General features: G+C 37.0%; 13 protein-coding genes. 5 read left to right on the top strand and 8 right to left on the bottom strand.

Annotated elements, in window-relative coordinates:
• Nucleotides 1-2,104: hypothetical protein (locus tag BLP46_RS03870; protein ID WP_207645202.1), on the bottom strand; the 2,104-nt coding region annotated here is incomplete at its 3' end.
• Nucleotides 2,105-2,315: 211 nt separating this feature from the next.
• On the opposite strand from BLP46_RS03870, the gene BLP46_RS03865 reads away from it, so the two are divergent.
• Nucleotides 2,316-3,332, top strand: coding sequence for a CPBP family intramembrane glutamic endopeptidase (locus BLP46_RS03865; RefSeq protein WP_092975894.1), 1,017 nt, complete (start codon nucleotides 2,316-2,318; stop codon nucleotides 3,330-3,332).
• A 13-nt stretch (nucleotides 3,333-3,345) separates the two neighbouring features.
• Nucleotides 3,346-3,798, top strand: coding sequence for a nucleoside deaminase (locus BLP46_RS03860; RefSeq protein WP_092975891.1), 453 nt, complete (start codon nucleotides 3,346-3,348; stop codon nucleotides 3,796-3,798).
• A gap of 141 nt (nucleotides 3,799-3,939) precedes the next feature.
• Here the strand turns inward: BLP46_RS03860 and sigK are convergent, their stop codons facing one another.
• Nucleotides 3,940-4,635 carry an RNA polymerase sporulation sigma factor SigK gene (gene sigK / locus BLP46_RS03855; protein ID WP_092975888.1) on the bottom strand — a complete coding sequence of 232 codons (696 nt, stop codon included), beginning with the start codon at nucleotides 4,633-4,635 and terminating at the stop codon, nucleotides 3,940-3,942.
• A 106-nt stretch (nucleotides 4,636-4,741) separates the two neighbouring features.
• Here sigK and BLP46_RS03850 point away from each other — a divergent pair, with 106 nt between their 5' ends.
• Nucleotides 4,742-5,500, top strand: a complete 759-nt coding sequence (locus tag BLP46_RS03850) for an exodeoxyribonuclease III (protein WP_092975886.1) — start codon at nucleotides 4,742-4,744, stop codon at nucleotides 5,498-5,500.
• Between the two features lie 75 nt (nucleotides 5,501-5,575).
• Here the strand turns inward: BLP46_RS03850 and BLP46_RS03845 are convergent, their stop codons facing one another.
• Both BLP46_RS03845 and BLP46_RS03840 read right to left on the bottom strand, forming a co-directional pair.
• On the bottom strand, nucleotides 5,576-6,730 hold the full coding sequence (locus BLP46_RS03845; RefSeq protein WP_092975883.1) for an Mbeg1-like protein: 1,155 nt from the start codon (nucleotides 6,728-6,730) through the stop codon (nucleotides 5,576-5,578).
• A gap of 57 nt (nucleotides 6,731-6,787) precedes the next feature.
• Complete coding sequence (locus tag BLP46_RS03840; RefSeq protein ID WP_092975880.1) at nucleotides 6,788-7,936, bottom strand: lysylphosphatidylglycerol synthase transmembrane domain-containing protein; 1,149 nt, start codon at nucleotides 7,934-7,936, stop codon at nucleotides 6,788-6,790.
• A 210-nt stretch (nucleotides 7,937-8,146) separates the two neighbouring features.
• Between BLP46_RS03840 and BLP46_RS03835 the strand changes: the two genes are divergently transcribed.
• The gene (locus BLP46_RS03835) at nucleotides 8,147-8,590 is read left to right on the top strand and encodes a hypothetical protein (protein WP_092975877.1); all 444 of its coding nucleotides are present in this window, start codon (nucleotides 8,147-8,149) and stop codon (nucleotides 8,588-8,590) included.
• A 27-nt stretch (nucleotides 8,591-8,617) separates the two neighbouring features.
• Nucleotides 8,618-9,016, top strand: coding sequence for a CBS domain-containing protein (locus tag BLP46_RS03830; protein WP_092975874.1), 399 nt, complete (start codon nucleotides 8,618-8,620; stop codon nucleotides 9,014-9,016).
• Between the two features lie 189 nt (nucleotides 9,017-9,205).
• Here BLP46_RS03830 and BLP46_RS03825 read toward each other — a convergent pair whose 3' ends face one another.
• The 4 genes from BLP46_RS03825 to BLP46_RS03810 are packed head-to-tail and all read right to left on the bottom strand — an operon-like array spanning nucleotide 9,206 to nucleotide 13,322.
• Nucleotides 9,206-10,465: a methionine gamma-lyase family protein gene (locus BLP46_RS03825; protein ID WP_092975918.1), complete on the bottom strand. Its 1,260-nt coding sequence runs from the start codon at nucleotides 10,463-10,465 to the stop codon at nucleotides 9,206-9,208.
• A 4-nt stretch (nucleotides 10,466-10,469) separates the two neighbouring features.
• Nucleotides 10,470-11,249, bottom strand: a complete 780-nt coding sequence (locus BLP46_RS03820; RefSeq protein ID WP_092975871.1) for a GNAT family N-acetyltransferase — start codon at nucleotides 11,247-11,249, stop codon at nucleotides 10,470-10,472.
• The gene (locus BLP46_RS03815) at nucleotides 11,249-12,298 is read right to left on the bottom strand and encodes a M42 family metallopeptidase (protein WP_092975868.1); all 1,050 of its coding nucleotides are present in this window, start codon (nucleotides 12,296-12,298) and stop codon (nucleotides 11,249-11,251) included. Before BLP46_RS03815 ends, BLP46_RS03820 begins: the two co-directional genes overlap by 1 nt.
• Complete coding sequence (locus BLP46_RS03810) at nucleotides 12,291-13,322, bottom strand: M20/M25/M40 family metallo-hydrolase (RefSeq protein ID WP_092975865.1); 1,032 nt, start codon at nucleotides 13,320-13,322, stop codon at nucleotides 12,291-12,293. Before BLP46_RS03810 ends, BLP46_RS03815 begins: the two co-directional genes overlap by 8 nt.
• Nucleotides 13,323-13,327 lie beyond the last annotated feature (5 nt).

The following is a 13,327-nucleotide window of genomic DNA, read 5'->3' as shown; positions in this document are numbered from 1 at the left end:
TTTCATCAAAATTATCTGTAACACAAGTAGCATTAAACAATGCCTTTGCATATTTCAAAGCAATCTCAGGTGTCTCATATTCTTTTAGCAATTCACTAATCGTATCTGCTTGTTCAAGTATTTCATTATAATTATTTGTTTTGGCAGACACATTAAACAATGCCTTTGCATATACCAAAGCAATTTCATTTGTTTGATATTTTTTTAGAAGCCTATCTATTTTTTCGGCATAATTTAAAATTACCGTATAATCATCAACACTATAAGTTATGGTAAACAATACCTCTGAGTATTGAAACGCAATATTCTCATCATTCATTTCAATGATTATGTTTATAATCATATCTGTCAGAGTGGAAAGGTATTCCTCATTATACCAGTCTGCATAACAGCGTTCCATAAATGTGCAAAAATAATCTATATAGTCTGTTGACAAAAAAGTTTTTAAAAGTTCTTTTTTCTTGTTCTCACTCCTAAGATATTGTATTTCATAAATTAAATTATATTCACCGACGAGGTCGGGCTGCAACGGAGTAATTAATGTATCTGCAACTTCCTTTTCGCACAATGTTTTTATTGCGTCGCATAAATCATCATCATTTGAAAAGTCATTTTCTAATTTTTCAATGTACGGAGCAAAAACATAATTTTTGCAATCATCTATATCAATTCCGCCGACAGCTGTTGCAAAAGCGAGAAGCTGTTTATGATTTCGCATATTATTGGCATTTGGCAAAATTCTTTCAAAACGCTTCAGATAATTTTCAAGCAATTTTGCTGTATCCCAGTTTTTGATGTCCTTACCTGAAAGCACGGCGTCTGTTGTAAACAAGATAAATATGCAGCGGTCTGCAAAGTGACTGTCTTTTTCGGTCTGGCAAAGCTTGTTCCTTACAAAATCAATAATTTCGTCCTTTTTGGAATTATTAAGTTTTTGTTTTTCGCCTTTTACTTTAACAACAGTAAAATCATCAATTATGTTATATAAAGCTTCTGTATCATTAATTGCAGAAAGATTGAGCGGTTTGTTTGATTTGTTCGGTTCGTTTTTGTATTCAAAATTCTTCTTTCCGTCAAAATCTTGGCAATTAAATATTTTTTGATACCAGTTTTCAAACATACCGTCATTTTTTGAATAGTCGTCACGCTCAACCATCAACAAGCGAATATGTATAATTCTGTTCTCGTTTTGATTTTCTGTTTTGGCAATTGACTTGGTGATTATCTTCCGTACCGCATCAATCTTTGAACCTGCGTAATCAACAATAAACAGAACATTGTGCACAAAGTCTTTTCCAAAAATTTTATCAATATCTGTATTGTTGGAATCGTACCAAATAACCGTCCAATTCTGTTTATCATATTTTTGGGCTATATTGTAAGCTAACTTGCTCTTGCCCATTCCGCCGTAACCGGTAATTGACCAAAACGTAAACGGTTTGTCGCAGTTCATAAATTTATCAATTTTTTTGACCTCTGCTCCTCTGCCGTAAAATCCAACCTTGCTGTTGGAATAAGAAAATGCGTTGTCAGTGTTTTCAATCTTGATTTCAGACTTTAACAGAAATTTTTCTCTAAAATATTCGATTAATTCATTAAGAGCATCGTTAAAATCTGTAATACTGCTTTGGATTTTATTATTTTGACTAAGTATTTTTGCAAGCATTAATCCTTCATTTACAAAAACGGCAATATTATTATTTGTGCAAAGAGCATTCACAACACTTTTTATTATGCTTTGATAACATTCCTCCGCAGTTCCGCCAAAGTCTGTATGGTTATTTATAATATCATTAATAAGGCTTTGAGGTGAAGAAATATTGTCAATATAATCCTGCTCTGTGACTTTTTTCAACGATTCTTTAACATTGTCCTTAACAGCCTCAGCGTCAACATCGGAAATATTAGATTCTTTTAATATTTTATCTATTGAATCCGCAATATTATTTCTCAATTGAATTTTTGGGTTAGTCTCCCCTGCTGACATTACATTTTCTATCAGTTTAATTTTACTGCTAAATGATACAGGGATTCCTAATGCCTTAAACACTACATCTACAATCTCGGCACCTATATTAATCTTATTCATTGTTTCCGACGTCACAATATACCACCTCACTAAACCTATTTGACAAAATCAACTGACTATATATAAATTATAACACAAATTCTGCCAAAATCAATTGATTTTTCTGCACATTTTGACAATAAGCGCATAGATTTGGTGCTTAAAACTCCGAAAATTTCAATTATATGCAATCGCCTTGCAATATTTTCATAGATATGATAGAATTTAAAGGTCTGGAAGTGATTTTATGATTAACTATATGCCTGCCGGAATGCCGCCGCAGGACTATGCAAAATATAACGAAAGGCGTATGCTGAGAAAAACCTCAAATGGGCTCGGAATGTTTGTGCTCGTGTATTTTCTTACAATGTTATTCTGCTCAATCGGAATACAGCTGCTTTTGTCGGATATGAGCAACAGCTCACAAAACGGAGTTTTGAATTATTTTTGCGATATATTTGTTTCGGTAACATCGGCGTTTATACCCGGGCTGATTTATCTTGCTCTTACAAAGCGCAAAGTTAAAGAAATAATTTTTACCAATCACGTAAAATTCGGAACATTAATTCCGCTGATTTTCACAGGAATAGCATTTTCAATGCTTGCAAATACTGTCAGCGACCTTATGAACACCAATCTTGAAATGTTTGGATTGAAAAACACCGTCAATTTCAGCAATGAGGTAAACTCTGTTCCTGAGGTACTGCTTTATGCGGTGTCTACGGCGGTTGTGCCCGCATTTGCCGAAGAGTTTGCGTTCAGGGGTATTCTTATGGGTTCCCTGAGAAAATACGGCGATGTGTTTGCAATTATTGTTTCTTCCGTTATGTTCGGAGCAATGCACGGCAACGTTGTGCAAATTCCGTTTGCGTTTATGCTGGGACTTATATTTGGATTTGTTGACTGCAAAACAAATTCTCTTTTCCCGTCAATCGGAATCCATTTTCTGAATAATTTCTACGCTGTTCTTATGGACATACTCCAGAACAACACCAATATGGACAAGGGCACTTTTCTAGGAATAAATTACTTTATTTGCGTATTGTTCTGTGTACTCGGACTTTTGTCTTTCCTGTACATTGTCAAAACGCAAAAGGGATTTTTTAAGGCGACTAATGATGACATTGCCCCATACCAATACACAAATTATTTAAATTTAAAAGAAAAGATTAAAACCTTTATGTTCAGCCCTGCAATAGTTGTGCTGTTGGTTTTATTCATATCAGAGGCAATAACAAATCTTATTCCGCTCAGCAATACTTAAATAGGGATTAATAATGGATAACTGTAAAACCGAGTTTTATATGCGCAAGGCAATTGAGCTTGCAAAAGAAGCGTATGACGATGACGAAGTGCCTGTCGGGGCGGTGATTGTAAGAAACGATGAAATTGTCGCAACAGGCAGAAACCGCCGCGAAAAGCAGAAAAATGCCCTGCTTCACGCTGAAATTGACACAATTAACAACGCTTGCAAGGCATTAGGCGGCTGGCGGCTATGGAATTGTGAAATGTACGTAACGCTTGAGCCCTGCCCTATGTGTGCGGGCGCAATTATAAACGCACATATTCCAAAGGTTTACTTTGGCGCATACGACTTTAAAAACGGTTCGTGCAAAACAATAGTAAATCTGTTTGAACTCCCCTATGGCTTTAAACCTGAGTGTACAGGCGGGATTCTTGAGGCAGAATGTTCACAGCTTTTAAAAAGCTTTTTTAAAAGATTAAGATAAACGACAAACAAGCGACAGTCTTGACTGCCGCTTATTTTTACGTAACCATTGGAGCTTTACCCAAACTATTGGCATAATTCAAAACAAAATTTTAATCTGAATAAAATATATGATTTTGAGTATGTTATTCATAACAGAATTTTATAAATTTGAGCTGGTTTCAAACCTTTTTCTCAGCTTTTTTAATGCTTTGGTTTCGATTCTGCTGACATACGAACGGGAAATGTCTAACAGTTTGGCTACATCTTTTTGCGTCATAGGTTCATTGCCGTTTAATCCGTAACGCATAACAATTATTTTCCTTTCGCGTTCGTCCAATTCCTCCCCTATGAATTGACCAAGCTTTTTGCTGTTTAGCTTTAAATCAAGATTATCAAGGATATTATCGTCAACCGACATAATATCCAAAAGCGTAAGAGGATTTCCGTCTTTGTCGGTGTCGATAGTTTCATTCAGCGAAATATCCTGTGAACTTTTTTTAGAATTACGAAAATGCATTAAAATTTCGTTTTCAATGCACCTGCTTGCATATGAGCTAAGACGGATATTTTTGTTCGGATTAAAAGTATTAATCGCCTTAATCAGCCCTATTGTTCCGATTGAAACCAAGTCGTCCTGTTCGCTTTGAACTCCGTAGTATTTTTTTATTATGTGTGCCACAAGCCTTAAATTGTGCTCAACAAGTTTGTTTCTCGCATCTAAATTTCCGTTTGCAAACTGTTTAAGATATTCACGTTCCTGCTTTTCAGAAAGCGGTTTCGGAAACGAACCCGAGCCGCATACATGCAGAATAAAAAAACATACATACTGTCCCAACATTCCCAATATATCCAGCATAAATAATCACCGTTTAATTGTATTCGCACTGCACCAAGATTTTGCCTGTCCAAAATAAAACCTTGCTAATAAATGAAATGTAGTTTATACTTAAGTGGGTGATAATATGAAAAAACTTATTTCTTGGAACGTAAACGGTCTTAGGTCTTGTGTAACAAAGGGATTCCTTGAATTTTTTAATGATATTGACGCTGATATTTTTTGTGTGCAGGAAACAAAACTCCAGCAAGGACAAATTGACCTTGACCTGCCCGGATATCATCAGTATTGGAATTATGCCGAGAAAAAGGGCTACTCGGGAACTGCAATGTTTACTAAAGAAGAGCCTTTAAATGTATTTTACGGAATAGGAATTGACGAACACGATAAAGAAGGACGAGTAATTACTGCTGAATTTGAGAAGTTCTATGCGGTTACCTGTTATACTCCAAATTCACAAAACGAACTGAAACGGCTTGAGTATCGAATGACATGGGAAGACGCTTTTCTTGAATACCTAAAAAAGCTTGATTCAAACAAGCCTGTCATTCTTTGCGGAGATTTAAACGTTGCTCATAAGGAAATTGATTTAAAAAATCCTAAAACCAACCGAAAAAATGCGGGATTCACCGACGAAGAGCGTTCAAAGATGACTGCTTTGCTTGACAGTGGATTTACGGATACTTTCCGCCACTTTTATCCCGAAAAAGAACAAATATATTCCTGGTGGTCTTATCGCTTTAAGGCAAGAGAAAAGAACGCTGGATGGCGTATTGACTACTTTATAACGTCAAAATCAATTGACGATAAATTGTTGGGAGCAGATATTCATACAGATATTTTCGGCTCGGACCATTGTCCGGTTGAATTAACGGTTGATTTATAAATTCGTCTTTAAATACAATATAATACTAAAAATAAATTTGTTTTTAAATAGCGGGTGTTCATTACTCGCTATTTTTCATTTTTGCTTATTTGATTTTTTAAGACTTTTGTCTTTTTCTCTGGAAATTCTGTTTTCTTTGCTTAACGGATTAATATCCGAAAAATTATTTTTGGCACATTTAATAAAGTTAAGAACGCTTGACAAAATTAGCGAACGGGTTTCACTGTCCAAATTTTTTACAGAACTTAGTATTGTGCCCGAATTTGAAATAATGTTTTGCTTGATTTGATTAAATGTGGTGTTTTCGGTGCTGTTAAGCAAATAAAATACGCCCTCAGTAAACTCTTTGCGTTCCTTTTCGGTCATTCCTGCGGCAAATTGGGTCAAAGTGTGGTCAAAGAAAACGCTTAAATTGGTTGTATGGCTGAGCCTTACAAGACTCGTTCTGTCAATCTCCCAGGAATATATATCATGTTGCATAAAGCCCTTTTGATTGCTTTTAACAATTGTAAAGTCCTCTTCATGTTCAAACATCATCCCAAAAATTGACGATTGAGGCACATTGGTAATTGTTTTGTTTTTGATTGCGGCAAATCCGCTTGTACTTAATGTTTTTTTATCAAATCCGGGACCGTCCTGATTGTATATTGTTATGATTCGGTCACGTATTTCCGCTTTGCTGAATGCGGCTGCATATACAGCAAGATTTCCGCCTTTTGAGTGTCCGCCTAAAATCAACTTTCCGTCAAAATACCCTGCTGCCCTTTTTACATAGTCAACAGCCTTTTCTTGTGACGGCAATGGAAACATACAAAACATATTGAAATCTTCCTGCCAGCCCACAAGAGTGTTATCCGTACCTCTGAATGAAATGAATGTCAGGTCTTTTGTAATCTCAATTGCTATTGCCGAGAACTGCATTTGTTTGTCGCTTTCCACAATGTTGCAGTATCCCGACAGTTTCATATTTCCAAATCGCTTACTGTCCGCAACCTCCCTAAGCAGCTTGTCGTCGCCTTTCCAAAGCAATAGTTCCGAATAGTCTTTTTTATCAAAAAACAGTTTGGCTGCCTGCTTTATAGTTATTTTTTCCGAAAAACTGTTACCGACAATATTGTCAAACTGAAGATAAGAAAGCCTTGAAAGTATAAGTGCGTCAACATCGTTGAATTTATCGGAGCGTATTTTTAAATCTCCGCGCCAGTATAAATAATCAAAAACATCTGCCATATAGTTTTCTCCTTACCTAAATAAAAAACGGACGTAACCTAATACGCCCGTTCAAATTTACTTATTATCAACAGACGCTTCCATCTGTTCGTATTCCTGTTCTGAAATCTGTTCAAGTTCGTTTTCTTCAAACTCTTTTCTGCCCTTAGTATAATATGAAAACGGAGCAGAAATAATGATTGAACCGTAATATGTTGTGAGACGCCACAAAAGAATTGCAGGCTTGATTTTCTGTACTCCGCCAATGACAAAGAACGGAGTAAAGTAAATTGAGAACGCAAGTTCCGCTCCGCCCGAAGCACCGGGAAGAGGTACAAGGTTTGAAGTAAACAGTACAAACGATTGTATGCAAATAAAATCAAAAAGCGACGCAGGCTGTTGTCCGTTTGCAACTGCAATCTTCGGCATACCAAACGATAAATAGATAAAGTAAGGTACAGACAAAATTGCCAAAACCTGAATTGCCACGCAGATGTAGATTGCCACAAGCCTTTTTTTGTTATGCATAAGTTCCTTGTTCGATTTGTGGAACATAGCAAATTCTTTTTCAATACTTTCTTTTTTATGCTCGGGATTCTTAACGAACTTAATATGCACCATTATCCAGTACACAATCTGTATTATTTTATGAGTGATTTTACTTGAAAACGACACAATTAAAAACAAAGCTGTAACGGCAAGTTGCACCACAAAACCTACAATTATAAACAGCGTTGACCAGATATTAATAAAAGCGTCTTGCAAATACTTAAATCTGACAACAACAGCCAACATACTAAACGCTGTTGAAATTATCTGATAAACAATAAATTTTTGGGTTAGGCAGGCAGAACCGAAACCTATGCCGACTTTCTTTTTTGAAAGCAGAAACAACTGCATGGGTTGTCCTCCGGTGTTTGAGGGGGTAACCGCACCAAAAAAAACTCCGACAAGCGCAACCTTGACAGCCTCTGAAAACTTAAAACTCTTGAACTGAGTTCTTATGTAAATTAATGTTACAATTGAATCCATAAACATATTAAAATCATATACCAGTAAGGCTACAAGCAGCCACCAAACATTAAAACTGTCCGGGATTTTTAGCAAGTCAATTATTCCGCCGTCAGACACAAAAAAATAAACTAAAAGATATATAGAAAGGATAGCAACAATAATATTAAAAATAAGCGTTCCGCTTATTTTTAATTTTTTCTTATCTTTGCTCAATTTTACCTTCTCCTAATAATAAAATTAAATAAATATATAATACATTTTTGATATATAAAAATCAACTACAAAATTGTAATATTCTGTTTAGCTGTTGATGATTACTTCTGTCTAAAGCTTGTAAATAACATAATAATGTGTTAAAATAACAAAAGTCAAAGCAATATATCTTTAAATATGAATAAAAAATAACTATTTTTGGAGAAAAATATGGATTTCTTTAGTGTTATAAACATTTTCGGACTTTTGTTCAATATTATTTTAATAGTGCCGCACATTGTATATGCGAAAACCCACACATATGATATGACAATATTTGATAACAGGGCCATGCTGTATATAGACAGAATCGGAAGATATTGCAGTGTTTTCCTGATGTTTGTAAATATCGGACTGCTTGAGGGTGGCTTTACTTCGGATTATATGAAAAAATACTGGATAGTTTCGTCAATTATTTTGTCGGTAATTTATGTTCTGTTGTGGCTTGTCTTCTTTAAAACCGAAAAAAGGTCAGTTGCATATGCAATTATAATTATTTCCACACTTATAATAATCCAAAGCGGAATACTTCAGGTAAAAACGTTGTTGTTTACTTTCGGAATAGTTTACCTTATCGGCGAGTTATATATGGCTTCAAAGTTTTTTAGAAAGTAATACATAAAGGAACAGGGGTGTGAAGTTATGAACGTAATAATGTTACTAAAGCCAAAAGATACTATAAAATATATTTATGATAAAAACACATTAAGACAAGGAATAGAAAAACTTCGAGCACACAGCTACACTGCAATACCGGTAATATCAAAGGACGGAAAATATGTCGGCACTGTCAGCGAGGGGGATTTTCTGTATTATATTCTTGATAAGCAAAACAACAACTTAAAGGAGCAGGAAAAGCACTTTGTCAGCGACATTATCCGCAAGGACTTTAACCCTGCCGTAAATATTGAAGTTACTATGGACGAACTCCTTGACCGAGCTCTTAAACAAAACTTTGTTCCCGTAACCGACGGCAGGGGAACATTTATAGGTATTGTCACACGTCAGGATATTATAAAATACTTCATGAAAAATCAATAAAGTCCGACTTTTTTGTAATGACTGCTTATTTACAATTTTATACTAATAAATATAAAGAATCTCCTTTTATCAGATGTTAAAAAGAGATTCTTCTTTTTATTGACTTATTATATGTAAGATAATTATGTTATAGTCTGAATCAAAAGCTCCGCTACCTACAAACAAAGCAGCTCATTTGCCCCATTCAAATTAGTCCTTAGCCTTTAAAATGCTGTCGGCGGCAAGCATTATTCCCAATTTTCCGCCGTGAAAATTAAGTCCGCCCTGCATCCAAACCGCATACGGTTCTCTAAGCGGAGCATCGGCTGACAATTCGATTGATGAACCGAGAGTAAAAGCTCCCGCTGCCATAATTACTTGGCTTTCATATCCGGGCATATCCGAAGCAACAGGTGTGACAAAGCTGTCAACAGCCGAACCGCTCTGAATACCCCTGCAAAAGCTTGTAAGACTTTTTTCGTTTCCAAGCATAATAAGCTGAATAATGTCTCCCCTGTTATCGGAGTATTTCGGTGTAGTGTCATAACCGAGTATTTCAAATAAAGCAGAAGCAAATACAGCGGTTTTTAGTGCTTCACCCGTAACGTGCGGTGCATGATATGCACCCATAAAAAGTTCACGGTTGATTCCAAGCGTTGCGCCGATTTCTTTGCCGGTTCCCGGTGTTGTAAGGCGGTAAGAACACATTTCAACAAGATCTTTCCTGCCGGCAATATATCCCCCCGTTGGGGCAATTCCGCCGCCCGGGTTCTTAATCAGCGAGCCTGCAATAATATCAACACCGACAGAAAGCGGTTCAACCTTTTCAACAAATTCTCCGTAACAGTTGTCAAGCATTATAATTGAATTTGGCGAAGCCTTTTTTGAAATATCACAGATTTTTTTGATTTCACGATATGTTAAAGACGGTCTGAGGCAGTATCCTCTTGAGCGCTGAATATAAACCATCTTCGGCTTTTTTTCTTTAATGTCCTTTTCAATTTGCTCATAGTCGGGTGTGCCGTCCGACTTTAAATCGGTCATTTCAAAGTTAATGTCAAAATCCCTTAATGAGCCTGAGTAATTGCCCTCAATTCCGATTGCACTTTGAATTGTGTCATACGGCATTCCTGTCACGCAAAGCATAGTGTCGTTCGGTCTCAAAATTCCAAACAGAGCCACCGTAAGTGTGTGTGTACCGCTTGCAAAACTGTGTCTTACCAAAGCGTCCTCGGCGTCAAAGGCAAAAGCATACACCCTGTCAAGTGCGTCTCTGCCAAAATCATCATATCCGTAACCTGTTGAAGCGGCAAAAAAGCTTTCTCTGACCCCTGCGTTCTGAAAGGCTTTTATCATTTTTACCTGGTTGTATTCCTGAATATCTTCAATTTCCGCAAATTTGTCTTTGCAAAGCTCCATAGCCTTTTCTGAAGCAGATATTACTTCCTTATCTATATCAAAAAAACTCAAAATATCACCTTTCAAAAAAATACTCTTTCCATATTCCCGTTTCTTTAAATCCAAGATTATTATAAAACGAAACGTTTGCGTTTTTGGCTCTGTGCAAATAAACCGCTTTGTTTTCAGCTACTAAACGGTTAGTTATGTATTTTACTATGCTTGAGCCATAACCGTGACTTCTATACTCCGGTGATGAAGCAACAGCACCCAGAACCGCACCGTTGTCACTTTCGGCAACCGTCATTGCAACGGCAACAGGAGATTCATTTTCAAAAATCCCGTACATTCTCATGGTGTTGTGTCGAAGCTTGTGATTTACGTCAACATAAAAATTTTCAAACGGCGGCGGTGTGAAATTTTCATCGGCGCATTTTACAATTAAATTGTATGCGTCTTTAATTTCAGGCGTGGCAATTTTAAGATTATCGTTCAAATTTTCAAACGGCTCTTTCCTTACAAGAACAGAACCTGTAACACATTTTCCGCCAAAAACCTTAAGGCTGTATTTTCCGTTGCAAATTGCTCCCGATGCACCTGCGACACGCATAAAAGAAGATATTTCGTCCAAGTCGCTGTTATCTGTTAAGAACAGAATAAAATTGCTTCCGTTTCTTGCAATTGCCCCTGTACACTTACCGCTGACATCGTCTGCCGTCATCCAGTAGTCCACAAACGCAAGTTCTGGATTATAACTGTTATAAAGCGAAATTATTCGGCAGGCAAACGGGTCACAATCCGAAAATCCTGTTATTGATTTTAGAAAATCACTTGCTTCATTTGCAGAAACAATCATTAAAAATTCTCCTTAACGTTTAATTTTCCCGATGCTATGAGCACTGACATCTTTTGTGCAAGTTTTAAAATGCTTTCACAGTCGGATTTATCGGCAATGCAATTTGGAGAGTGAAGGTATCTGCACGGCAGAGAAATTGCGAGAGTTCGCACTCCGCCTCTGCTCTGATGAATCACGCCCGAATCATTTCCGCCTGCAACTGCACGCTTATACTGCGCCTTTACTCCGATTTCATCCGCACATTCAAACGCAAGCGCTACCATTTCTTTGTCATAAATTGTACGCCTGTCCATAACCGAAATTACCGCGCCCTGTCCAAGTGTGCAAACGCTTCCTGTTTCATCTACTCCCGGAATATCGGCTGCGGTGGTAGTTTCAATAACTATTGCATATTGCGGGTCTATTGAATATGCGGCAACTTTTGCCCCTCTAAGTCCAACTTCCTCTTGCACAACAAAGGCAAAATCCATATCGTACTCAAGGTCGCTCTTTATAAGGTCAATCAACACCAAGCAACCGAATCTGTCGTCAATTGCCTTTGATTTTATTACATAATCATTTTCGGAATAAGAAGAGGCAAAATTAATGCTGTCGCCGTAACTTACATACTCAAGCACATTCTCTTTGCTGTTTGCGCCAATGTCAATATACATATCCGACAATTTTGAAATTTCAGTACTTTCATCGCCTCTGCAAAGGTGTATAGGTTTTACTCCGATTACTCCGTTGATTTTTTTCTTTCCGAAAGTCACAGACTTTCCGGGCAAAATGCGCTTGTCAATTCCGCCGACCTCATCAAATTTAATAAAGCCGTCTGAGGTTATATCTGTAACCATAAGTCCGACTTCATCCATATGTGCCGAAAGCATAAGTCGGGACATCGGCTTTGATTTTCCTGCTTTATGAACAAGAATATTGCCAAGATTATCAATTTTTACATCGTCGGCATATTGTTTAATTTCATCAAGTATTATACCTCTCACGCTGTTTTCATCGCCTGAGATACCATTGGCGGTACAAAGCTTTTTTAACAATTCATAATCAATCATCAAATGCACCTCCGCACTTAATATACTCGGCAATCAGCTTTGAAGTATTTTCAACATCCTCAATATCTATTACTTCATTTGTAGTATGCATATATCTTTGCGGAATAGACACCACCGAAGTTTTTACTCCGCCCTTTGTAACGGATATATGGTCTGCGTTTGTACCTGTTAAACCTGATATCGGTTCTGTTTGATACGGTATTTTATTATCCGAAGCTATGCTAATTAATTTGTCTGACATTTCCCTGTTTAGAATAGGAGAAATGCAAATCATAGGCCCCTTTGCAAGCTCAATTTTTGAATATTGACCCGAAATATCAGGCTGTGAAGCAAAACTTACATCAACGGATATTGCTTCGTCTGCGTCTGTTTTATATGCGCCTGTTTTTGCACCGGTTCCAAAAGTCTCTTCCTGAGAACTGAACAAAACAACAACCTTGTATTTTAGATTATCGTAATCACTTAAAATCTCTGCACATCGTATCAATGCAGCCACGCTGCATCTGTTATCAAGTGCAGGGGCGGCAATTCTGCCGTTCAGAAGCTCTTTTGGCACAGAGTGATAAGTAAGAACATCTCCAATTTTGATATGCTTTTTTACCTCGTCGTACGGCATACCAAAGTCAACCCAAGTTTTGCTGATTGGCGTTGCCTTATCTTCCTTTCCGTCGCTGAGATGAGGAGGAAGGCAACAAACGATTCCAGTTATGTTATTATTTTTTTGCAAAACAAGTTCGCTGTCCTGCAAAACTCTGACGTCAATCCCCCCGCATTTATCAACCTTTACAAAACCGTTGCTGTTGATATCTGTTACCATAAAACCAATGCGGTCAATATGTGCGTCAAGAAGTATGGTTTTGTCCGCATCTTTGTTTCCTAATACGGCGTAAAGATTTCCGTTCCGGTCGGTTGACACTTCCGCAAAATTATTGAGATACTTGTTTGCGATTTCGATTGCAGGCTCTTCGCTGCCCGAAACGCCGCCCGATGAACATAGTTCAAAAATTAGATTTTTAATATCCATATTTA

It is taken from the genome of Ruminococcus sp. YE282, assembly GCA_900101355.1.
GTDB classification, from domain to species: Bacteria; Bacillota; Clostridia; order Oscillospirales; family Acutalibacteraceae; genus Ruminococcoides; species Ruminococcoides bromii_A.
Note: the sequence above shows the minus strand (reverse complement) of the source record. Positions and strands in the feature narration are given on the sequence as shown.